General features: G+C 39.4%; 22 protein-coding genes. 2 read left to right on the top strand and 20 right to left on the bottom strand.

All coding sequences use genetic code 11. From position 1 onward, the window contains the following. The first annotated feature begins 4 nt into the window (after positions 1 to 4). Positions 5 to 1,843: a glutamine--fructose-6-phosphate transaminase (isomerizing) gene (gene glmS, locus SE27_RS02395; RefSeq protein WP_039620533.1), complete on the top strand. Its 1,839-nt coding sequence runs from the start codon at positions 5 to 7 to the stop codon at positions 1,841 to 1,843. Positions 1,844 to 1,902: 59 nt separating this feature from the next. Then, positions 1,903 to 3,273 carry a phosphohexomutase domain-containing protein gene (locus SE27_RS02390; RefSeq protein WP_039620531.1) on the top strand — a complete coding sequence of 457 codons (1,371 nt, stop codon included), beginning with the start codon at positions 1,903 to 1,905 and terminating at the stop codon, positions 3,271 to 3,273. 62 nt (positions 3,274 to 3,335) lie between these two features. Here the strand turns inward: SE27_RS02390 and galE are convergent, their stop codons facing one another. The 20 genes from galE to SE27_RS02295 form a co-directional block, all read right to left on the bottom strand. Next, entirely contained in the window at positions 3,336 to 4,355 is a 1,020-nt protein-coding gene (galE, locus tag SE27_RS02385) for a UDP-glucose 4-epimerase GalE (protein WP_039620529.1), read from the bottom strand. Beyond that, entirely contained in the window at positions 4,348 to 6,018 is a 1,671-nt protein-coding gene (gene pgi, locus SE27_RS02380; protein WP_039620527.1) for a glucose-6-phosphate isomerase, read from the bottom strand. Before pgi ends, galE begins: the two co-directional genes overlap by 8 nt. Beyond that, positions 6,018 to 7,274 (bottom strand): nucleotide sugar dehydrogenase, encoded by a 1,257-nt coding sequence (locus tag SE27_RS02375; RefSeq protein WP_039620526.1) that lies wholly within the window; start codon positions 7,272 to 7,274, stop codon positions 6,018 to 6,020. The genes pgi and SE27_RS02375 overlap by 1 nt, the downstream gene beginning before the upstream one ends. 14 nt (positions 7,275 to 7,288) lie before the next feature. Then, entirely contained in the window at positions 7,289 to 8,164 is an 876-nt protein-coding gene (gene galU / locus SE27_RS02370; RefSeq protein ID WP_039620524.1) for a UTP--glucose-1-phosphate uridylyltransferase GalU, read from the bottom strand. Positions 8,165 to 8,189: 25 nt separating this feature from the next. Then, the gene (locus tag SE27_RS02365; protein ID WP_039620522.1) at positions 8,190 to 10,064 is read right to left on the bottom strand and encodes a polysaccharide biosynthesis protein; all 1,875 of its coding nucleotides are present in this window, start codon (positions 10,062 to 10,064) and stop codon (positions 8,190 to 8,192) included. A gap of 82 nt (positions 10,065 to 10,146) precedes the next feature. Beyond that, the gene (locus SE27_RS02360) at positions 10,147 to 10,671 is read right to left on the bottom strand and encodes a PglD-related sugar-binding protein (protein ID WP_039620520.1); all 525 of its coding nucleotides are present in this window, start codon (positions 10,669 to 10,671) and stop codon (positions 10,147 to 10,149) included. Beyond that, entirely contained in the window at positions 10,664 to 11,674 is a 1,011-nt protein-coding gene (locus SE27_RS02355; protein ID WP_039620518.1) for an MraY family glycosyltransferase, read from the bottom strand. Before SE27_RS02355 ends, SE27_RS02360 begins: the two co-directional genes overlap by 8 nt. 14 nt (positions 11,675 to 11,688) lie before the next feature. Next, positions 11,689 to 12,630 (bottom strand): NAD-dependent epimerase/dehydratase family protein, encoded by a 942-nt coding sequence (locus SE27_RS02350; protein WP_039620516.1) that lies wholly within the window; start codon positions 12,628 to 12,630, stop codon positions 11,689 to 11,691. 13 nt (positions 12,631 to 12,643) lie between these two features. Continuing rightward, complete coding sequence (locus tag SE27_RS02345) at positions 12,644 to 13,828, bottom strand: glycosyltransferase family 4 protein (RefSeq protein WP_039620514.1); 1,185 nt, start codon at positions 13,826 to 13,828, stop codon at positions 12,644 to 12,646. Between the two features lie 14 nt (positions 13,829 to 13,842). Further along, positions 13,843 to 14,973 carry a non-hydrolyzing UDP-N-acetylglucosamine 2-epimerase gene (gene wecB / locus SE27_RS02340; RefSeq protein WP_039620513.1) on the bottom strand — a complete coding sequence of 377 codons (1,131 nt, stop codon included), beginning with the start codon at positions 14,971 to 14,973 and terminating at the stop codon, positions 13,843 to 13,845. Positions 14,974 to 14,984: 11 nt separating this feature from the next. Beyond that, positions 14,985 to 16,097, bottom strand: a complete 1,113-nt coding sequence (wbjC, locus tag SE27_RS02335; RefSeq protein ID WP_039620511.1) for a UDP-2-acetamido-2,6-beta-L-arabino-hexul-4-ose reductase — start codon at positions 16,095 to 16,097, stop codon at positions 14,985 to 14,987. A 2-nt stretch (positions 16,098 to 16,099) separates the two neighbouring features. Next, positions 16,100 to 17,137, bottom strand: a complete 1,038-nt coding sequence (locus tag SE27_RS02330; RefSeq protein ID WP_039620510.1) for a polysaccharide biosynthesis protein — start codon at positions 17,135 to 17,137, stop codon at positions 16,100 to 16,102. A gap of 4 nt (positions 17,138 to 17,141) precedes the next feature. Further along, entirely contained in the window at positions 17,142 to 18,260 is a 1,119-nt protein-coding gene (locus SE27_RS02325) for a glycosyltransferase (RefSeq protein ID WP_039620508.1), read from the bottom strand. Then, positions 18,235 to 19,482, bottom strand: coding sequence for a hypothetical protein (locus tag SE27_RS02320; protein ID WP_039620505.1), 1,248 nt, complete (start codon positions 19,480 to 19,482; stop codon positions 18,235 to 18,237). Before SE27_RS02320 ends, SE27_RS02325 begins: the two co-directional genes overlap by 26 nt. A gap of 18 nt (positions 19,483 to 19,500) precedes the next feature. Then, positions 19,501 to 20,649: a glycosyltransferase family 4 protein gene (locus SE27_RS02315; RefSeq protein WP_052251693.1), complete on the bottom strand. Its 1,149-nt coding sequence runs from the start codon at positions 20,647 to 20,649 to the stop codon at positions 19,501 to 19,503. A 4-nt stretch (positions 20,650 to 20,653) separates the two neighbouring features. Next, positions 20,654 to 21,445 (bottom strand): hypothetical protein, encoded by a 792-nt coding sequence (locus tag SE27_RS02310; RefSeq protein WP_039620504.1) that lies wholly within the window; start codon positions 21,443 to 21,445, stop codon positions 20,654 to 20,656. A 58-nt stretch (positions 21,446 to 21,503) separates the two neighbouring features. Further along, on the bottom strand, positions 21,504 to 21,665 hold the full coding sequence (locus SE27_RS14340; protein ID WP_201772977.1) for a hypothetical protein: 162 nt from the start codon (positions 21,663 to 21,665) through the stop codon (positions 21,504 to 21,506). A 57-nt stretch (positions 21,666 to 21,722) separates the two neighbouring features. Beyond that, positions 21,723 to 22,391: an HAD family hydrolase gene (locus tag SE27_RS02305; protein WP_039620501.1), complete on the bottom strand. Its 669-nt coding sequence runs from the start codon at positions 22,389 to 22,391 to the stop codon at positions 21,723 to 21,725. Further along, the gene (locus tag SE27_RS02300; RefSeq protein WP_039620500.1) at positions 22,388 to 23,080 is read right to left on the bottom strand and encodes an acylneuraminate cytidylyltransferase family protein; all 693 of its coding nucleotides are present in this window, start codon (positions 23,078 to 23,080) and stop codon (positions 22,388 to 22,390) included. Before SE27_RS02300 ends, SE27_RS02305 begins: the two co-directional genes overlap by 4 nt. Beyond that, on the bottom strand, positions 23,077 to 24,690 hold the full coding sequence (locus SE27_RS02295; protein ID WP_039623747.1) for an aldolase catalytic domain-containing protein: 1,614 nt from the start codon (positions 24,688 to 24,690) through the stop codon (positions 23,077 to 23,079). Before SE27_RS02295 ends, SE27_RS02300 begins: the two co-directional genes overlap by 4 nt.

The following is a 24,690-nucleotide window of genomic DNA, read 5'->3' as shown; positions in this document are numbered from 1 at the left end:
CACTATGTGCGGAATTGTTGGCGGCGTAGCTGAGCGCAATATTATTAATATTTTAATTGAAGGCCTAAAACGTCTGGAATATCGTGGCTATGATTCAGCCGGTGTTGCGCTGATTCATCAGGGTCAAGTGTTACGCGAACGTCGCGTCGGTAAAGTGGTCAATTTAGAACAGGCCGTGCAGGAATCGGGTATTGAAGGGACGCTTGGTATTGCACATACGCGCTGGGCCACTCACGGCAAACCGACTGAAAATAATGCGCATCCGCATATCTCGGGTACGGTAGCCGTAGTACATAACGGTATTATCGAAAATTATCAACAACTTAAAGATGAGCTTGAAGCACAAGGTTATGTCTTTACTTCGCAAACCGATACCGAGGTGATTGCACATTTAGTCAATCAAGCCTTACAGTCGACTTCTAGCCTGTTGACGGCTGTACAGCAAATTGCGCCGCGTTTAAAAGGTGCCTACGCTTTAGGAATTGTGCATACCGATCATCCAGATGAATTGATTACCGTACGCGAAGGTTCGCCTTTGGTGATTGGCGTGGGCATTGGTGAGAATTTTATCAGTTCTGATCAGTTGGCTTTGCTGCCGATTACCAACCGTTTTATTTATCTTGAAGAAGGTGATATTGCACGTTTAACCCGCAATAGCATTGAAGTATTTGTCGATGGGGTCTTGGTTGAACGTCCAATGCGCGAGCTTGATGCCACGGTCAGCAATGCTTCAAAAGGTGAATATAAACACTATATGCTCAAAGAAATTTATGAGCAGCCTGAAGCGATCCAGCAAACCATTTCTCAAGCGCTCAATGGCAATAGCTTACGCGATGATTTCTTAAACGCGGCGGTGAGCGACTTTGACCGCATTCAGCAAATCCAAATTATCGCCTGTGGCACCAGTTATCACGCCGGTATGATTGCCAAATATTGGTTTGAGCAGCTGATTGATCTGCCGTGTCAGGTCGAAATTGCCAGTGAATTTCGCTATCGCAGTCCGGTGATTGTCAATCACACCTTGTATGTGTGTATCTCACAATCTGGTGAAACTGCCGATACTTTGGCGGCGCTGCGGGATACGCAAAAACGTGCCTTACAGAAGAATTTAAATATCAGCACACTGACCATTTGTAATGTGGCGACCTCGTCGATGGTGCGTGAAACAGAGCACAGTTTATTGACCTTGGCTGGCCCTGAAATTGGCGTGGCATCGACCAAAGCCTTTACCACACAATTGGCGGCACTGATGCTGTTGGTGTTAAAAATCGGTCAGGTGAAACACACCCTTGCCACAGAAAAAATGACAGCGATCATTGCGGATTTATGGCACACCCCGAAAGTTATTTTAGACACCTTGCAACAAGACACAAGCATCTTGCGCTTATCGGAATTGTTTGTTGAAAAACAACACTGCCTGTTCTTGGGCCGTGGCACACAATTCCCAATTGCACTAGAAGGCGCGTTAAAATTAAAAGAAATTTCTTATATTCATGCTGAAGGCTATGCCGCAGGTGAGCTGAAACATGGCCCATTGGCGTTGGTTGATAACGACATGCCGGTGGTGATTTTAGCCCCACAAGATGACATGCTGGATAAACTAAAATCCAATATGGAAGAAGTACAAGCACGTGGTGGCGAACTGTTTGTGTTTGCCGATGAAAACAGTGGCATTCAAAGTAAAGAGCGCCAACACGTGGTGCATATTCCTAAAATCAGTCCATTACTGGCACCGATCATTTATAGTGTTGCGGTACAATTGCTGTCTTATCATGTGGCTGTGCTGCGCGGTACCGATGTCGATCAACCTCGAAATTTAGCCAAAAGTGTCACGGTGGAATAAGCGCCATCCGGCCAGTGAAAACTGGCCTTTTTTTATATCTAATTTTATAAGGAACCTTGATGACTCAATTGACGTGTTTTAAAGCCTACGATATTCGCGGCAAACTGGGCACAGAACTCAATGAAGAAATTGCTTATAAAGTTGGCCGTGCCTATGGACAGATTTATCAGCCTAAAACGGTTGTGGTTGGTTGTGATATGCGCTTAAGCAGTGAGGGCTTAAAACAGGCCACCATGCGCGGTTTAAATGATGCCGGCGTGAATGTGCTTGATTTGGGCATGACTGGTACTGAAGAGGTTTATTTCGGTGCATTTCATTTAGATGTGCAAGGCGGTATTGAAATTACCGCCAGCCATAATCCGATGGACTATAACGGCATGAAATTGGTGCGGGAAAATGCCCGACCAATTGGGGCTGATTCCGGACTGAAACAGATTCAAGCCTTGGCTGAAAGCGCGCAATTTATCGCCGTTGAAAACAAAGGCCGTACCGAACAATATAATATTCTGCCGGAATTTATTCAGCATTTATTAGGCTATATTGACCCCAGCAAAATTAAACCATTAAAGCTGGTCATGAACGCGGGCAACGGTGCCGCAGGACATGTGATTGATGCTTTAGAGGAAAAATTCCAGCAACTGGGTGTTCCACTGCAACTGATTAAAATCCATCATCAAGCCGATGGTACTTTTCCTCATGGTATTCCCAACCCCATCTTAATTGAAAATCGTGCCAGTACCCGTGATGCGGTGATTGAACATCAAGCCGATTTGGGTATTGCTTGGGATGGTGACTTTGACCGCTGTTTCTTGTTTGATGAAAAAGGGCAGTTCATTGAAGGCTATTATATCGTTGGCTTATTGGCGCAAGCTTTTTTACTGAAACAGGCCGGTGAAAAAATTGTGCATGATCCACGCTTAATTTGGAACACTTTGGCGATTACGGAGCAATATAACGGCATTGCGATCCAGTCTAAATCGGGGCACTCCTTTATTAAAGATAAAATGCGGGAGCATAATGCAGCCTATGGCGGAGAAATGAGTGCGCATCATTATTTTCGTGACTTTGCCTATTGTGACAGCGGCATGATTCCATGGTTACTGGTCATTGCCCTTCTGTCTGAAACGGAGCAATCCTTATCTGCACTGGTCGAAGAGATGATTTATCAGTTTCCGTGTAGCGGAGAAATTAACTTTACCGTGGCCGACAGCCAAGCCACCATTGAAAAATTGCTCAGCCATTATGCCTTACAAAATCCAATCCTTGATCACAGCGATGGCGTCAGTTTAGATTTTGGCAGTTGGCGTTTTAATGTACGGGCCTCAAACACCGAACCCTTGCTGCGTTTAAATATTGAAAGCCGTTTGGATCAAAATCCCAAAGCCATGTCAGAGTATATCGAAGAACTGAGTGCCTTAATTCAGGATTAATCTGACGATATTCATGCTATAAAAATGGGCGCTGTGATAGCGCCCATTTTTTCATGTGCGGTTTATTTTAAATAACCATTTGGATTTTGCTGCTGCCACTGCCAGCTATCTGCCAACATATCCTCTAAACTATATTGCGGCGTCCAACCCAATTCTGTCACAGCACGGGTATTGTCGGCAAATGACGTTGCCACATCCCCTGCACGACGCGCCACACACTCAAAGGCAACCGGCACACCGCTGACCTGTTCAAAGGTATTCTTAACTTGTAAAACCGATGAGCCTTGGCCGGTACCAATATTCCATGCGCGGCTACCCTGCTGTTTTAAACGATTATTGAGCGCACATAAATGTGCATTGGCCAAATCGACCACATGAATATAGTCACGTACACCGGTGCCATCCACAGTGTCATAATCATTGCCAAAAATAGACAATTTCTCACGCCGACCGACCGCCACTTGGGTAATATACGGCATTAAATTATTCGGAATACCTTGCGGATCTTCACCGATTCGACCACTTTTATGTGCGCCTACCGGATTAAAATAACGCAGTAATGCAATCGACCAACGCTCATCGGCAATACACAGCTTTTGTAAGAGTTGCTCAACAATCAGTTTGGTATAGCCATAATTATTGGTCGGCATCCCCGTCGGCATATCTTCATTGAGTGGGGAGATATTGGCTTCATCATAGACCGTGGCAGAGGAGCTAAACACCAAATGGAAGATATTGGCACGCTGCATGGCATTCACCAAGTTGATGGATCCAGCGATGTTGTTATCAAAATAGGTCAGAGGGATCTGCTGACTTTCGCCTACGGCCTTTAAGCCGGCAAAATGAATCACCGCATCAATGGCATGCTGCTGAAACAGTTGATCTAAGGTGTGTCCATCTCGGATATCCCCTTGTATAAAGGTCAACGATTTTTCTGTCAATTCTTGCACACGGTTTAAAGATTCTTCAGAACTATTGGATAAATTGTCCAGCACCACAACCTCGTGGCCGGCATTGAGTAGCTCAATACAGGTGTGCGAGCCAATATAACCGGCACCGCCAGTTACTAAAATATTAGCCATCTATTTTTTCCCGTAACATTTTAATTAAACCTTGGGTGGATGCATCTAAGCCACGTGTATCTGCAAAGTCCGCATTTAAAAGTGGCAGCAGTTGATCGGCAATATTTTTACCCTTTTCCACCCCCCATTGGTCGAACGGATTGATATTCCACAGCACCGATTGGGTAAATACTTTATGTTCATACGTCGCAATCAGCATTCCTAAACTATAGGGATTTAACTCATCTAATAACAGCGTGCTACTGGGCTGATTACCGCTATATTGCTTATACAGCGGTAAGGATGGCAAATCAGCAGCATCTAAAGCTTGATTGCCAAAGGCCAACAGTCTGGACTGTGCCAAACAATTGGCTAAGGCCAAATGATGCTGTTCAATTAAGGCCGCCGCATTTTCTACATAGGTAAACTGATCGGTATTGTAACGCTGGATTGGGGCGATAAAATCACAACTGACGGCATGTGTGCCCTGATGCAACAATTGATAAAACGCATGCTGTGCATTGGGCCCCACCTCGCCCCAGATAATCGGGCAAGTATCGAAAGTAACTTTCTCGCCATTACGCTGAATCGATTTCCCGTTGGATTCCATTTCCAACTGTTGTAAGTAGGCGGCAAAATATTTTAAGCGGCCATCATAGGGCAGTACCGCATGGGTTTGGATATTGAGAAAATTATTATTCCATAGTCCCAACAGCGCCATTAATACTGGTATGTTTTTTTCAAAGGCAGTCTGTTGAAAATGCTGATCCATTTTATGCGCGCCGGCCAGTAGCTGCTTAAAACCTTCGACACCAATACTTAAGGCAATCGGCAAACCGATGCATGACCACAAAGAGTAGCGTCCGCCCACCCAATCCCACAGTAAAAATTGATTGTCTGCGGCAATGCCCCACTCGGTCATTTTATCTGCTTTGGTTGATACCCCAATAAAATGCTGTTTTAAAAATTGGCTTTGCGCACCGAAGGTTTTTTCAAGCCACAAACGTGCCGTTTGCGCATTAGACAAGGTATCAATGGTGGCAAAAGACTTAGAAGAAATAATAAATAACGTGGTTTCAGGGCGTAGTTGATGTAACAAATCCGATAATTGACTGCCATCAATGGTCGATACAAAATGCACATTCAACGGTTTTGCCGTGACCTGCTTAAAATCGGACAGTGCTTGAGTCACCATCAACGGGCCTAAATCTGACCCCCCGACGCCGATATTGACCACATCCTGAATCACTTCACCGCTGCTACCGCGGCATTGTCCGGCATGCATTTTTTCCACCAAAGCAAACATGCGCTCCAGCTGTAGATGCACGGGCATCGCTAATTCACTATGCAGCGGATCATCTTTGGGTAAACGCAGTGCCCAATGCATGGCGGCGCGCTGTTCGGTGTAATTAATACATTGCTGAGAAAACAGCTGCTCAATCCGTTCAGCCAAGTGATACTTTTCTGCAAACTGTATTAGACTGTCTAATACGCTTGAATCAATGCGCTGCTTACTAAAATCTAGAATCATCTGTTCAAAAATCACAGAAAAACGATCAAAGCGCTGTTCATCTTGTGCGAACAGTTCATTTAAATGGCGCTGTGTAAACTGTTGCTTTAAACGATCCAACGTGGCTAAAATCTCGGCATCATGAGTCGCTAAAGGCGTGCTTGGCTGTGGCATTAGCGTCCCACTCCCGTATATGCAAACCCTTGAGCTTTGACATAACTTGGGTTATAAATATTACGGCCATCTAAAATCAGCGGATGCTGCATCTGCTGAAGTAGGCGCTTATAGTCTGGACTCCAATACTGCTTCCACGCAGTGAGTAAACACAGTGCATGGGCATCTTGAGCAGCCTGATACTGATCTGTACAGTAAATTAAATCTGCACGATGACCATATACTTTTTCTATTTCTACAAGTGCTTGCGGATCGTGTAATTGTACGGTCACGCCTTGTGCCCATAAGGCCTCTAACATGGCATGAATCGGTGACTGCTGAATACGTGCGGTATTTTCTTTAAAGGCAGCACCCCAAATGGCCACGGTTTTACCCTTTAAATCACCGCTAAAATAATTCCACAGTTTACGGAATAAAATTTCTTTTTGCTGCTCATTAATCTCCCAAACCTGAGAGAGCAGCTGACTTTTCATCCCAGTATCTGACACGGTATTCGACAGCGTTAAGATATCATGTGAAAAGTTTTCTCCGCCAAACCCTGCACCCGGATATAAATAAGATTCCCCGATACGATTATCTGCAGCCATCCCCTGACGCACATGCTCAATATCAATGCCAAGTTTTTCTGCCACTATGGCTAAATCATTGATATAACTAATGCGTGTGGCCAACATGCCTGAAATACTCAGCTTAGTAAATTCAGCATCTAGTATAGGCATAAATAAATATTGTTGTTCACGCGGAAATAAGGGACCTAATAATTCTTTGATTTTCACTTGGCTAGACTCAAGCCCACAACCGACAATGAGCTGTTTAACCTGAACTAGACTTTGTAAAGCATTACCTTCTTGAATAATATCCGGTAAATATACCCATTCATCTTGATTCAGAATCTTTTCAAATTGCTCTGTACCATACAGGCCTAAAGTTGAGGCATTAATCATTAGCTTTGGATGAATAATAGTGCGTCGCTCAATTTCTTTTAAAATTTCAATCGCTTGTACTTTTTCAGTCGGATTAAAACTAAATAGATAAGCATCTATATCTAAAGGAATCGTATTAAAATCGCAGTACTTTAAAAATCCACTTTGATGCTGCTTATCAAGCAATTGCTTGACTACTTCATCTTGAGTATACGCCTGCTCTGAAGTGGGCTTTTTTAACAGTTCACACCAAAAAACGTAATGACCACATTCTGCCAATAAAGCGGCTAACACACCGGCATAAAGAGTTTGTCCAAATACTGCAACTTTCATATAAATTCCTAGTCTTATAATTCGAGTTCTTTAATTAAGTCTTTAAATGCTTCACCGAGTTTAGGATGGTCTACGCCATAATGTAATACTGCTTTTAGATAGCCAAGTTTGTTGCCACAGTCAAAGGTTTGGCCTTGCATCCGATAGGCTTCAACATTTTCTAGCTGTTGTAATGCTGCAATCGCATCGGTCAGTTGAATTTCACCACCAGCACCTTTTGGCGTTGTTTCTAAGAGTTGCATAATTTTAGCAGGTAAAATATAACGCCCCACCACTGAAAGATTGGATGGCGCGGTACCTAGAGCAGGTTTTTCTACTATACCTTGCATCACGATACTTTCACCTTCATTCGGTAAGTGCTTAACATCAACAATGCCATATTGATCCACCAGATGATCAGGAACTGCTTCGACCATAATCTGTGCAGCTTTTGATGCATCAAAACGTTGAATCATCAGGCTTAAATCATTAATCGCCTCATGATCTTTCACCAACACATCCGGCAATAACACGGCAAAATCATCATCACCAATGATCGCTTTGGCACACAATACTGCATGCCCTAAACCCAATGGTTGTGGCTGACGCACACTAACCACACTGACATGCGGCGGTAAAATCTCAGTGATTTCTTGGAGTAAATCCCATTTTTGTTTTTGTTCTAAGCGTGTTTCAAGCTCAAAATTACGATCAAAATAATTTTCAATTGAGGCTTTTGATGTATGGGTGACCAAGATAATCTGCTCAATACCGGCTGCCACGGCTTCTTTCACCACATATTCAATCGCAGGGCGATCGACGACGGTGACCATTTCTTTGGGAATGGACTTACTGGCCGGTAAAAAACGTGTGCCTAAACCTGCAACAGGCAGAATTGCTTTTTTAATCATCCTTATCACCCGTTATGCATTGACTCTAATTGACTTTAATTTCTTTGCCGCGCTGATAACCATCCACATAATACTCTAATTGTTTTAAGGCCCAATCAATATCCTCATCAATGGCCGTGAGACTGTTCATCTTTTCAAACACTTCAATCAACTGATGTAAAGGATAATGCTTTTCAAACGATCTTAAAATACGACTATGTTGCGTGATTTCGGTATTGTCATGGTCAATCAGTAACTCTTCATAGAGTTTTTCACCAGGGCGTAAACCCGAATATTCAATGCCAATATCGCCAATCTCTGAATCGGCAGCGCGGTATTTTAAACCACTTAAGGAAATCATTTGGCGGGCTAAATCTTGAATACGCACTGGGTCGCCCATATCGAGTAAAAACACATCACCGCCCTGCCCCAAGGCACCGGCTTGAATCACCAATTGTGACGCCTCTGGAATAGTCATAAAGTAACGTGTGACATCCGGATGGGTGACGGTAATTGGGCCGCCTTTGGCAATTTGTTGTTTAAACAATGGCACCACTGAGCCAGATGAACCCAACACATTGCCAAAACGGACAATACTGACTTGGGTCTGGCTTTGCGCTTCGGCCATGGCCTGACAATACAGCTCCGCCATACGCTTTGAAGCCCCCATCACATTGGTCGGGCGCACAGCTTTATCGGTTGAAATCAAGACAAAGGTTTCTACGCCTTTTTTGACTGCGGCATTTAAGCTAAACGCGGTCCCAATGGCATTGTTTTTTAGTCCGGCCAATGGGTTACATTCCACCAGTGGTACGTGTTTATACGCGGCGGCATGATAAACGGTTTGTACCGCGTATTGCTCTAATATGCGCTCTAACTTGGCCTGATCCAACACGGTGCCTAAAATAGGAATAATCTCAATCTGACTTTTTAAATTCAGTTCTTTATCGATACTGTACAGCGCAAATTCAGTCAGCTCATAAATAATCAGTTTGGTGGGTTTATTTTTAATAATTTGTCGGCACAGTTCTGAACCAATCGAACCACCTGCACCGGTGACCATCACCACTTTATCTTGAATATTTTTAGCCAACAGTTCTTGAATCGGTGGCACCGGATCGCGGCCCAATAAATCAATAATATCGACTTCTTGAATATCTGAAATACGAATTTCACCATCGACCAATTTGGTCAATCCCGGAATTTCGGTAATTTTTAAATGTGCAGGTTCTAACAGCTGAATAATTTCACTTTTACGTGGGCGACTGACCGAAGGCAAGGCAATTAAAATTTCATCGACTTTGCGTTTGGCCATAACTTTTAATGCCGTTTTAGCATCATAGACCTGCAGTCCACCCAAAATTTGACCGGACAATGACGTCGCATCATCAATAAAAAACAGCGGTAAGTGTTCGTCTGAACGAGACAATGCCGCCGCCACTTGCTGGCCGGCATAACCCGCACCATAAATAGCGACACGTTTTTTATGAATATCCGCATGTAAGTAAGAGTGCACCAAAAAGCGGATAAAGCCACGGCTAAACCACACCCAAGCAAACATAAAAAAGCCAAACATCAAGGGAATAGAGGTCGGAATAAACGCATAACTGAAGTATGCCAAGGCATACAGCCCCACCACGCTCAGCAAGGTGGCCAGTCCCAACTTCACCATAAAGACTTCATTATAGGTACGAACAATAAAACGATAAACGCCACAGAGCAATAAGGAAAGTACCGCAATGCCACTGACCCAGAGTGAACCAAAGGCGATGTTGGGTACCACGTCTGCGCCTAAATCAAATTGACGTAAGGCATAACACAGCCAAATCAGTACAGGAAAAATACAAAAGTCAAGAAGAATGAGAAAGACTAATTTTGACCATCGAGGAGATTCGACCAATTGAATAATTGTTGATTTCACACAAACCTTCTTGCTTCTATGCATGGATACTGAGATTTTATACACTACAAATTAATAGCATGAGTACGATATTCATTTCAATTTAATGAGCAATGATACTGCCCACCTCTAAAAAAGAATATTCAGTGATGTCTTTGCCGCCAACAACTTTAACCCCGACACTTAGATGCGCATACTTTTCAACAGATACATCATGATCTATTAATGTACCTATATTAAGAATGACACCATCAGCAATATTGGTATTTGTACCCACAACACAGCCTGCCATAATCGCAACACCCTGCCCGATACGTGCAGTAGGACTAATAATTGCATGTGGATGAATAATACTGGCTTGAGCAATATTTAATGCGGCTAAACGGCTATGCCACTGTTCGCGTCGTTGATTATTACCCACCGCAGCTATAGCAAAAAGATTGTCAATCTCTAATGTATCTAGGCCTTGAATATCACAAATAATCTTATATTCAGCGACACTGGTATGAATCGGCCAACTATCATCTGCAAAAATAATATCTGACCATTTACCTGATAGCTTAGCGCTTTCGGCAACGGAGCGTCCATGCCCTCCCGCACCTAAAATTAACAATATCGGTTTAAGCATCTGGATGACCTGCTTTAAATTTAATCGCTAAAATAATTAAAGGTAGATAGGCAATTAAAATTCCCAATTCTGGATAAGCGTAATTTTGCGTTGCCACAAAATAGGCGGTTGGCAACAGCCAAAAAATATTGATCGCTGCGACAGCTAGGGTTACGGGCGTATGGCTATTGAAGTGACGTGATAAAATTTGATAGGTATGACTACGATGCGCATCGTACATTTTATGCCCTGTGACGACTCGACGGATTAAGGTAAAAGTGGCATCTACAATAAAAACCCCTAAACAAATGAGCCAAGCACAAAATAAAGCAATATCGACTTTTAATGCGATCAGTGCAAAAATTCCCAGAATAAGTCCTAGAAAGCCACTACAGGCATCTCCCATAAATATTTTAGCTTTCGGGAAATTCCACAATAAAAATCCAAATGCACAAGCTGCCAATAAAATCAGTGATTTTTCATCAACAATATGATTTAGCACCAAATAGATTATTGCCATACTGATAGTTGATGTAATAACTTCTGTACTGGCAATGCCATTAATACCATCCATAAAGTTATATAAATTAAGCAACCAAACTAAAAATAGGACTGCAATAATATTGGCAAAAAAGCCCAGCTGTATACCGTTTAGAATTGCGACTTCAGCAAAGCCACCCAAACTGATGACAACACCGATTGCAACCATGAAATGGATGGCTAAACGCAGCATAGAGTTAATATGGCCGTGATCATCCAAAAAGCCCAATAAGGCAATAATAAAACCTGCGGCTATAACAGTCACACCTATATGCACAGATATATCATTTGAATAGATGAGTAATCCAAGCGCCAAAAGATAACTGATGACTACAGCAACGCCACCACCACGTGGGGTAGGAATACTATGGGAACTACGTTCATTGGGGTTATCTATGATGTTTTTCTTTAAGGCATAAGTTCGCATGAAATAAGTCAAAGCAAACGCAAGTATAAAGAAAATAAAGATGAATAGAATGGACATATCTATGACTAATCTCAATTTTTATGAGTTGTGTTAAACATTTTTTCTAGACTTGCATCAACGCTATAAGGTGCTGTCCAATCTAAAAGTTTAGTATTTTTTGATGTATCTACCACCAACTCTGAACATAAACGTGACGCGACTGCTTTTTTCCCTACTAAACTTGCTAGCAGGCTAATCAGACTTTTAGGCACAGGTATCATCAGTAATTTGTTATTTTGATAGTAGGCTAACTTTTCAAATAATTGTTTGACTGAAATATCTTCTTGGTCACTAGAGAGAAATACTTCACCATTAGCATTCGGATGTCTCATACAAGTATGAATAAAATCAGCTAAGTTATAAACACTCACCATACTACGTTTATTGCCTAGGCAGCCTATTGGCAAAGGCAGTTTTTTACTAGCTAATGCCGCCATACTTTTAAAATTGGCTTTAACATTTGGTCCGTAAATAAGAACAGGACGAATAATGACAACTTCTAGTCCGGTTTGTTCAGAGAGTTTAAGCAAAGCCTGTTCAGCCTCGTATTTAGATAATCCATAAGGATCATTCGATTTAAATAAATCATCAGGCTTAAATGGAGTTTCTCGTGTTTCTTCGCCATTCACTTTTATACTACTCAAATAAATGAAACGCTTTACACCACTTTCTACCGCCTTTTGTGCAAGGTTTAAAGTACCTTGTACGTTAGTTTGACGATATGCGGTTAAAGGCGATTCAGCGGTTTCATTCATAATATGCGCACGACCTGCACAGTGAATGATAACTTCAACTTGGTAAAGGTTGACATTGTCCAAGTTATCATTTAAGTCAAAATTGATATTGCTTATATTAGGAAGAGCAAATGTTTGAGCTTTACGTGTTTGTGCCAAAATTGAATAGTTTTTTTCAGCCAGAAACTGACATAAATATTGACCTAAGAATCCGTTACTGCCTGTGATTAGTATTTTCACGTTAATTCTACCATTAGTTAAGTTTTCTAATAATTTCTAAGATATTTTGCATAGCAACAGGTTCAGCATAATATTTTTTTAGAACTTCGCGTGGTGAATTAAATCCATAAACATTATTTTTTTGAACAATTTCATCTAACTTATTGGTTAAAGCATGAATATTATTTGGCTGAACAACCCAACCAATATTATGAGTTTTCAGCATATGCGAAACTTCAGACTCATATTCCATGATTGCTAAAATAGGTTTGTTAGCAGCCATTGAGAAGTACGATTTACTCGGCACACCTAAGCCGAGCATTCCCTCTGCTAATGTAACCAATGCAACATCACATGCATTTAAGCCAATCGATTTTTGGGACTGATCTAAAGCACCATAATAAAAAACATTATCTAGATTCAAGCTTTTAATTTGTATTTTAAGTTTTTCAACATATGCGCCATCACCTATGAAGATAAATTTTGCAAGATGCGAATACTCCATGTTCTTAATAGCATCTAAAATAACATCCACACCTTGAACACGTCCGATATTACCAAAAAACTGAAATATTGTAGTATGCATGTCTAACCAATTAAGCTCTTTCAGAATAGAGTTGTCATTTTTTGGTTCTACATTAATGTCGGAGTAATCAATCCAATTTTGAATAACACTAATATTGTTCTTGTGAGTTTTGGAATGAACCAACTTTTCCATATCCTTACCAATAACAATAACTTCATCTGCACTGGTATAAATAACATCAAAAAACCTTTTAAGAATTTTATAAACCATACTTCCTTGCTTTAAAACCTTTGCAGCAACTAAGTTCTCTGGAAAGACATCATGTACTAATAAAATCCATTTAAACTTTAAAAATTTCTTGGTAAAAAATAAAACTATAAGTAAAAAAATTGGTGTAGTACCAGTAAAAACTATACTTTTTTTTTCTACATTTTTCATGATGGAAACGAAAAAATAGAATGAAATCATAAACTCATAAATCAATCTTTTCAGCAAACTGGTTTTATTTGGGCTTATAGCCTTAATGTAATGGGCATTACTATAACAAGGACTATTTTTATCCTCTTTAGCAATTAAGACCAGATCTATATCGCTCTGCATATTTAAAAAATTATATACTTTGCCAAGTAAGTATCCTGTCGTATTCTGACTCTCATGATAATATTCTGTGACTAAATAGACCTTGTTGTTCATAGCTCACCCTTAACTCAGTACTTCTTCCAAACTACTCGGTTAACATAGTCGGTATAACTTAAAATAATACGCGCCATCTTTTCACTGACATTTGGCATACTATAATCAGCGACCAAACGTAATAAACGTTCTTCACCACGCGGCTGTGAGTCTAAAATCTCTAAGCCTTGTAAAGTCCGCTCAGCAGTTAAGCCCACCATCATCACCGCAGCTTCTTCCATCCCTTCTGGACGCTCATGTGCTTGACGTAAATTTAATGCAGGAAAGTTTAAAATTGAAGATTCTTCGTTAATTGTGCCACTATCAGATAAAGCTGCTTTTGCAGAGAGTTGCAATTTATTATAATCACTAAATCCAAGTGGTTTTAATAGCTGAATTAAAGGATGAAACTTAATATTTAGCTGTTCAATACGGTTGCGCGTACGTGGATGTGTGGAAACAATAACCGGAAACTGATATTTTTCTGCCACCGCATTCAGCATTTCAATCAAATCTAAAAAGTTTTGATCTGAGTTAATATTTTCTTCACGATGTGCACTGACAATAAAGTACTCATGTTCTTTTAAGCCTAAACGTGCTAATACATCAGACGCTTCGATCTTTGCTTTATAGTAATTTAATACCTCAAACATGGGACTACCGGTCTTAATGACCAAATCAGCGGGTAAGCCTTCTGCTAGCAAGTAGTCACGTGCAATGGTGCTATAAGTTAAGTTCAGGTCTGCGGTATGGTCCACAATACGACGGTTAATTTCTTCCGGCACACGCATATCAAAACAGCGATTTCCTGCTTCCATATGAAAGGTTGGAATTTTACGACGCTTGGCTGGGATAACGGCCATGCAGCTGTTGGTATCGCCAAGTACTAGCAATGCTTCTGGCTGCACTTCCTCTAAAACCTTATCAACACCAATGATGACATTGCCAATGGTTTCCGCACCTGTGGTGCCAGCGGCATTTAAAAAATGATCCGGCTTACGAATACCCAAGTCAGTAAAGAAAATTTCATTGAGTTCATAGTCATAGTTTTGACCGGTATGCATAATCACATGATCAAAATAGGTATCACATGCTGCCATCACGCGAGATAAACGAATAATTTCTGGACGTGTACCGACTACCGTCATTAATTTTAATTTTTTCACAATTTTTACTCTTAATTTGTTAAAGGCATCGCATAGGTATCAGGTTTTTCACGGTCAAAAATTTCATTGGCCCACAACATCACCACCATTTCATTCGTACCAATGTTGGTAATATCATGCGTCCAACCGGGTACTGTTTCCACAATTCTTGGCTCATCGCCGCAAGTTTCTAACTGATAAAACTCACCTGTGATGATGTGTTTGAACTTAAACAGTGCCTTACCTTTAATGACTAAAAACTTTTCAGTTTTACTGTGGTGATAATGTCCACCACGAGTAATACCAGCATGTGCGGTAAAATAAGAAAATTGACCCGCATTAGGCGTTTTAAGCATTTCGACAAACACACCGCGCTCATCACCATATTTCGGCACGCTATAATCAAATTGTGCCGGCTTCAAAAAGCTTAAATAAGTGGAATATAAAGCACGTATTAACCCTGTGCCCACTGGCGCAGTGATTAAACTGTCACGTGATTTTTTGAACTCATTTAAAGTATTGGCTAAATCGCCAACGCTAATTTGATATTCAGGTTCAATCATAAATTGTTGCTGTGGTATAAAGCTGCCTTGTAGCATATTCCAAAACGTTTCAACCACATCATCGATATAGACCAAGCGGATCATCGCACTTGGATCATTGATCTGAATAGGTAAGTCATTAGCGACGTTATAACAAAAGGTTGCCACCGCAGAATTATAGTTTGGGCGCGACCACTTACCAAACACGTTGGCTAAGCGGCAGATATACACTGGATTAGCTTGAGCTTGATTTAACTCAAGTAAGGCTTGCTCACCGCCCAATTTACTTTGTCCGTAGACGTTATCACGCTCGGCCTGAATAGAGGACGATAAAATAATTGGCGTGGTTTTTTTGGTAGACTTTAAAATATCAGCGATATGCTGAGTTAAGGTCGTATTACCGTCTATAAATTCTTGATCATTTAAGGGACGGTTTACCCCCGCCAAATGCACAATCCAATCTGCATTAATAACCGCTTGCTCTAAATCTTGTGGAGTGGATTCTTTGTTGTAAGGCAGAACATTAACATCTGCTTTTTCAGCTAAAAATTGAATTAAATTTTTAGCAATAAAGCCATTTGAACCTGTAACTAAAACATTCATGCTTATGCCTCTGGGTCTATATATTGACCTTGGGTTAAGGCACGCACAAAATTAAGTTTAAGCAATAGTTTCTTCATACCTTCAATATCTAAGCGCGTTGTATTATGCGAGTTATAATCTTCAAATTGTGTGATTTCTAAATCACCTTCCTCAACGTACTTTTCATAATTCAAATCACGCTGATCGGCGGGCACTTGAAAATATTCGCCATGGTCAATGGCAACCACTACTTCTTCACGACTGAGCAAGGCTTCATAGGCTTTTTCACCATGACGCGTTCCCATAATAGAAATTGGATGCTCAGGTAACTGAATCAGTTCTTTTAAGGCTTGAGCAAGTACTTCAATGGTAGCAGCAGGTGCCTTTTGTACAAAAATATCGCCATTTTGACCATGTTCAAATGCATACAGCACTAAATCTACTGCATCCTCCAGTGTCATCATAAAACGAGTCATATTGGGATCTGTAATGGTCAAGGGTTTTCCTTGACGAATTTGATCGACAAATAAAGGGATCACTGAACCGCGTGATGCCATCACGTTACCATAACGTGTACAGCTAATAACGGTATCCAAACCTTCTAAATTCCTAGATTTGGCAACAATGACTTTTTCCATCATCGCTTTAGAGATGCCCATTGCATTAATCGGATACACGGCTTTATCTGTACTTAAACATACAATACGTTTTACTCGATTTTGAATAGCCGCTTCCAACATATTTTCTGTACCCAAAACATTTGTCTTTACGGCTTCCATAGGATGAAATTCACAAGACGGTACTTGTTTGAGTGCAGCCGCATGATAAATATAATCAACACCACGGGTAGCATTTAATATACTGTTATAATCGCGTACATCGCCAATATAGAATTTAAGCTTGGATGATTGATACTTCTTACGCATATCATCTTGTTTCTTTTCATCACGGCTAAAAATACGGATTTCAGCAATATCAGTATTTAAAAAGCGCTTTAGCACTGCGTTACCAAATGAGCCAGTGCCACCTGTAATTAGTAGAATTTTTCCGTTAAAATGCATTTGCTCAACCTTTCACTTGTTGTTGAATAATTTCTAAATATTTTTCAGCTCGACTCTTAGCTGAAGAAAAATTTAGTGCGTGATTTCTAGCTCTATCTAACTTTTCTGTGTTATTAAAATTGGTTTTAAAATAGTTAGCTATCTTAAGTGCAATATCATTGGCATCTAATGGATCAAAATACACTGCATATTCAGCACAAACATCACGTACAAAACCACGATCAGAAGCAAATAACGGCTTAGCCATAACCATCGCCTCTAAGGGTGTTGCTGAAAAACACTCTAATAAACTAGGAAATACCACGCCGTCTATTTGTTGATAAAACGACGGACATTGGTCTGGTGATAGCGAACCTACAGTTGATACATACTTCTTAAAAAACTCATCTCGAGCTGACCACTCAAGCTCATTAAGCGTGGTATAAAAGTGCACTTTAAGATTGTGCTTACTTTCTAAAATCTGACCGACTGCAGGCAAAATACCAATATTTTTATGCGGGTAATCTCGGGTCACAATCCCTAAAGATATTTTTTCATTGCCTTTTTCTATACAGATAGTCTTCCATTTACTTTCATCAAGGTATAAAGATGAGACAGTATTATATACAATGCTTACTTTTTCAGCATCAACACCTTTGCTTTGAATCAACCCCTTTTTAACGTGCTCAAGTTCAACAACGTAATGATCTGCCCGTAAGAAAAAAAGCCATTGAATAAGAAACTTAAGACGCAATACATTTTTACTAAAAAAAGACATTTTTTCAGATATAGGGTTGTTAAAATTTAATATCCACAGCTGCGCAAAACCGACAATTTCTTTTTTAGCTTTTACTCTTAAATAGTTTGGGCCAAAAATTGTAAAAACCAATTCATATTCTTTAATTCTATTATTTAATTTGGAGTACAAACCCTCAAGACCAAATGTATCTATAACTTCATAACGACCAAAAACGGCTGTATTAGCACCCATTTGAGCTAGCCCTGCATAAATTTCGCTTGAAACAATCACATGCAGCAAGGGTAAATCACTAGAATTTAATCTAGAAGCTTCATACAGAAATGAAATACCAGCTTGTAAACCACCACCCGAGTGCAAGTTAGATCCGTTTATTATTACTTTCAAGATAGCCACCAGCTTTAGATAAATTAGAAAATCTCTTAATCAGATAAAGCCCTATAACTATAGAAACAAGATCTTGTAAGTTTTGTGGTAGATAACCTCTTGTTAAAGAGTTTATAAACCAAGCAAGTAGAACAAAGTAAACATAATGATCATAAAGACTATTTGAATTAATCATTTTTTTAAAAAGCTTAGCAAATAAAAATGCAAATAAAAATGCAAATAAAATAACTCCATAGTAACCAGCAGTATGATAATACTCTACAAAACCTAGAACTGCAGCGCCCGATTCATTATTTATCTGACCTGTCAATATAGAAATATTATCAAAGATAGGGGAATATTCCTTATCTGGATATAATTCATTAGGTATGAAATAATTTAACACATACCAAATCTGCTTAAAATAAGCAAAATTATCGGTATCATCTAGCCATTGAATTAGTGCGCCTGACGTTAGTACTGTGGATGTATCATTAAATATACCTTGAATAATTATATTTAAAAAACCCATTCCATCTAACCTACTAAGATCTAGGCCATCCGAATATCTACGTGATATACCAACAACGGCAACAATTAAAACAGAAACTAAAGTTACGGCTGAGTATACGAGCATCTTAAAAAACGATGTTTTTTTTAATATAAAAAGAGAAATAATAATAGGTAAAAACAAAAATAATAATCTATAGCGAAAACCTAGATAAACAACCAGCAAAGTATAGATTAATAATAAAAAATGAGAGTAGCGCATTTTAGAAATAAAAGCATAGGAAATTACTGTAATGCCAGCATTAAAAAAAAGACCTAAAAAATTATGTACTAAAGGAATTTTAAATTTATTAATTAGTAATAATGAGTAGAGAACCATTAGGAATATAAAAAGGAAAACTAAAGATGACCTTAGCCGGTAATCCTTGTAATAGTTAAAAGTATTACGTTGTTTAATAGAATAAAAAATTATTAAAAAAAATCCTAAAAAAAATCCTAAAAAAACAGATGTAACCCCATAAAGTCTATCTAAACCATATGATAAATTTACACCTAAAAAATAATAATCGCCTTGCCAAAATAAATTAAACCCTACTATCATGTAAATAATAACAAATATCGAAACAAAAGCAATCGGATTTATGAATAAGTATTTAAACCTTCCTTTCGGAGTTTTAAAAAAAATAAAACTCAATATTAACACTACTATTGAAACAAAAAAGGTAATACCCAAGTTACACCACCAAAGTATTCATTTATTAATTTTTGATAATGGCCCGTGAGAATAACCTAATACCTCTCTGCCATTAATCAACTGTGAAGATATATTTATAAAACGTTGGGCAACTATGCTCGGCTGCCAGTCTTCTACAAATGTAGACTTAGCATGCATACCTAGATCTTTCCTTAAATCGTTCATACTAATAAACCAATCTAAACACTCATAAAGAGAGTGCTCTGATCCAGACTTAAACAACATCCCATTCACACCATGTTCAATCATTGCAGCCCCTGCACCAGTCTTATCTGATACAACAACAGCACAACCGACTGACATTGCTTCATTAATAACAGCCCCCCACCCTTCATATGCATTACTTGGCAATACATATATATCATGTTCGGCCATTAGTGCTGGCACTTCAGAAGCTGGGATAAAATCTTGAATTGTACAAAACTCTTCACCCAACAACTTATCTGCAAGCTTTTGTAATCGCTCTCGCTCTGGTCCTTCACCAACTAGTAAAAGCTTAAATTTCTTACCTTCATTTTTTAGCCGAGATAATGCTTTAATCAACAAATCAACATTTTTCAATTTCAGCATACGTCCAACCCAAAGAATACTAACACTCTGAGAGTCGGTCACGTCTGAAACATTACGTGTTACACTCGGCATCTCAGTAAAATATCCCCAATGCCACACACGTCCTGACATAGGTACAAGCATGGCTAAATCTTTTGCTGCAAATGGCCCTGTAGGTAAGTAGTGAAAATACGGGCTTTTACTCAAACGTCTAAAGTTTAAAAACATTTTTAAGTATCTAGGATGGTATAATCGAAGCATACCTACAGGCGGCTTCCACCAACGTTCAGACATATAAAAACATAGCTTTTTATTATCAATACGCTCTTGCATTCTACTAATTAAGCGCTCACCACAGAGAATAACATCAGCTTCATCCCAGAATTTGTCATATTTCTCTTGATCAGCTGCAGATTCATTAGGATGGATAATCCATTTTTCAGGATATTCACTTTGCCATCCATTGTTCAATCTATCTTGATCAATTTTTTCTGTAGCAGCAAATAAAAAGTTTTCTTCACCAACCAATTTGCATAGCTCTCGAGCTAAGGGTAACTGATGGTGACTGACTATATTGGTAACTTGAAGTATTTTCATGAAATTAGCTCCAAGATTCATTTGTCAAAAGAATATTTTTATTTGATAGATAATTCTTAATATAATTAAATTTATTTCTAGCCTCACTAAAGACATTCACATTATGCGCAGGACAATCCTCTACTATAGACTTTGATCTCCCTACACCAAAATCACACCCGATTAAAGAAACTTGCAAGGGTCTATATTTAGCGACAAATAAAATCGCGCTAAGAGCTGATGTTGATTCTACAACAGGAAAAAAACAAACTTGTTGCTTCTGTGAAAACCAAATATCTAACCCTTTTATATCAGGCTGTTTTGGCCAAAAAACTGCTGTGACTGGAAAGTTAAAATCAAAGAAACTCTTACTGACCCTATGAATTTTATAACTTGCTTCGCTAGCTACTAACCAAGAAAAACCTTTTTTAATGTTACCTTTCAAGAAAAATACTTGCTGAAAAAAAATTGGAGCAAGTATTGATTTAACCTTACCTATGGTCTCAATTTTTTTAAAATAAGGTTTATCAGCTATACCTTTAACCACATCCACATCAGTAGAGAAAAAATACTCATCCTTTACTTTACCCGAACATTTAATAGCATGATTAATATATACAATAGTATCAAAATTTAAAAAATATTCATCACTAACATTATCTAGGCTTGGTCCTGTTCCAACGATTAAAACTTTCTTTGCGCTGAAAGACTCTCTCCATTCAAGATAATCTTTTTTCTCACTAATAGATTTTAATTTTAAATAACCTAAAAAGCTCATAAAAGGCACTATTAAGGCCCAATATATTTTACGCAACATTGACATAAGCACCTAAATACCTTATAAAAATCAAAAATACCCATTAAGACCAGTAAAATCAAGACTCGCCCTTATTAATCCTTTCTCGCTCTTCTTTGAAAACAACATTACCTATTTCATTTGTTTTCTCAATTAAGTACTGCAAATAAACTATTGATTTTTTATGTGTATTTTCTGAAGTTAGCTCAATAAAAAGCTTATCAATAACCTCAATTAACACTTCAGCTCATAAGGATTTAAACGATACTTTATACGCTGCACTGTTAATAAAATATCTTTAAGCTCCTAATAATTTTTCAATACTATCAACACTTATCAAGCAGTATTGATTACACCACTCTTCCCACCCCTCAACCTCAGTCCACCCAGTCAAGAACACAAAATCCAATCCGGCACCATTAGAAGCCTGGTAATCATATTTGCTGTCACCAAGAAACAATGCAGGCTGCTGAATATTGCCGTTATTTATTTCGCGCTCAAGGATTTCATCTTTAGTGTCTGGACTACCAAAAATGCCGCCATCAAAGTATTCAGCTAAACCACGCTCAGCAAATACATAACGCAATTCAGCTTGGTCGCCACCTGAAACTATCAGCCAGTTCGTGTTATGGGTGTTTTTGCGCAACTCGTGAATGCCTTCTGCGATATCGCAGGTTAGCAATCCTTTTAGTACGTAACGTGCATAAGCATCGAGCAACTCTTCACGCGTTGAGCCGGAGACTCCTGCTGCATACTGGGGGACTAGAGTATTTAAAAAGTATGCAAACTTTTTATAACGCGACACACCGCCATTAGCGACATGATATTCAACCAATGCTTGCGCCGCTTGCTCACCATACGATAATGCTGCTTGATAAAAAGCATCGGTTTTAACTTTGTTGGAGTTTAAAACAACGCCGTCACAGTCAAAAACTAGAGTTTTATATTTTTCAAGGCTGTAACTCATAATTTAACAAGTCCTTTTTCAGCCATACACTCTGCGACAATAAAATCTTCAGGCCAATCTATATCATGACTAATAAGTTTATTTAGATTATACAAATAAGGCTGATCACCTATGCGATCATTTTTTGTTTTATATACTTTCGTAGATGCTAAGAAAACCCCACTATTTACTTCTGATATAGGCTGTAAGGTCTGTGTTCTAGGCCACTTCTCTATGCTTCTATCGTAATTTAACGGCTTTTTATCTTGCCACAGAAAAGCATATAGCTCTGTTACACTCATTAACGAATCAAAACCTTCTGTTTTTTTCTCTAAGTAACAACGAATCATTTCATCGTAATGCTTAGCAGTTATAAAAGGTGAAGTGACATGCGTCCATAAAATATCACCACTTGGAATTAATTCTAAAGCATGAGCTACCAACTGATCTGTACTTGTTTCACTAGATGAAAGGTCTTCGGATCGTTTATGAATACTTAATTTTTTTAAACTAAGTGATTGTGCATAATTTAAAATATGCAGATCATTCGTTGACAATACAATCTCATCAATTTCCTTTGACTCATGAAGCTGCTTTAGCTTAATTTCTATCAATCCAAAATCGTAACCCGCGAAAGGTTTAATATTTTTATGAGGTACTCTTTCACTACCTGCTCTACAAGGTAAAAAGGCGGTAACTTTATTTTTCATTCAACTTCCCCGTAGACACTTTGTTTAAAGACATCATACCGAGTTGGTAGAATTGCTAGTAATGGTGTCGTATTAGCTGTTTGGGTATAGCTTTTAACAACTTTATTCATTTCAAAATTACGCGGATCTTCACCTTCATAACCATCAAAACCAGCTAGCAACAAGCGTTTAGCTTTTCCGCTACTTGCAAGCGCAAAAGCATAAGCCATCACTAACGAGGTCGGTGTCGTACAATAGGTCTCGTTAAACTCGAAAGTATCTGCTTGTACGTTTAAGCCAAAATCAAAAATTTCTTTACTAGCCAATGCATGTTGCACATCTTCGGGCAACATTGAGTAGGGTGTAATCAAGGGCTGTGGCAATTTAGTATGCGCTTCGCAATCAGCTAATAAGCGCACAGGATGACAAGCCACACGCACATCAATCAACTCTGGTGCAATAGCACTTTGCGTATTCAATGCCAACACCAAAGGTTTAGCTTGGCGTATATAACTTTCTAACGCTGAACGGTGCTGTTCAACGCCCGGCCCTGTACCCAAAAGCAACACATCTCGCCCAGCAAAAAGAGCTTGAGGAGACCATTGCCCTTGAGGCTCACCACGATAAAAGTGACGTGCGGTATCTAAGGTATTCAAACTGAATTTCTTACCACCTTCGATACGTAAATGCTCAATGACAGCCAGCACATCTTCTTCGCTATAACGCGAGTCATTAAGCATTTCTTGAATATAGGTTGGGTGAATACCGTACTTACCGGCAAGATAATAATAAGGGTTAGTACCCCAGCCGTAGGCTTCTTTCATCGGGCGAAAGTGCTTACGAATAAGCCCCATCAGTGGAACCAAATTAACTTTTTGCTGACGAGATTCAGCTATCTCTATTGCCAACTCTTCAGTTAATGCATTACCAGGACCGCGCCCCATACCTGTAACAGTTGCATCAACCCAAGTGACGCCTTCGTTTAAAGCTCGTAATGTATTAGAGAGCGCAAGACCTAAATTATTATGCGTATGAATCCCTAATGCACCCTGCCACTCACTACGCAACCAACCCACAATTTTCGCGGCCTGATCTGGACTCATGCTGCCCATGCTATCAGCAAAATACAGCGCATCTAAAGGATAGCTATTAGCTAGCCGAGCCAGCGCTTTCACTTCTTGCTCTGGACAATCAGCGATCTGCATCAAATTAAAACCAACTTGATAACCGCGTTCTTTCAACCAAGTCACAGCAGGTAAAGCCTGCTCAAACTCATGCAAATGACTAGCAATACGGACTAAATCAACAGGTGATTCGGCGGCCGATACTGGAAATAATTGAGCGAGTACCTCTTCTTGCGCTATATCGCCTACCAACTCATTGGCGTTTAACATGACACCAATGGTTAGGTTTTCAGGCAAAGGTAAGCTGCGCAAGAAATCATCAGAAGTAAATGCGCAAGCACCTTTAAAACCTTTGTTATTAAGAGAACGAAAACCTAACTCAACAGCATTTATACCGGCTGCTTGCATAGCGATGAGATAGTCGTTTATCAATTCAGATGAAAAGTCCCATGCATTGTAGTAACCACCGTCACGGAAAGTACAGTCCAGAAAAATCAAATTATTCAT

This window comes from Acinetobacter harbinensis, assembly GCF_000816495.1.
Lineage (GTDB): Bacteria > Pseudomonadota > Gammaproteobacteria > Pseudomonadales > Moraxellaceae > Acinetobacter > Acinetobacter harbinensis.
This window is presented reverse-complemented; position numbering and strand designations above follow the sequence as displayed.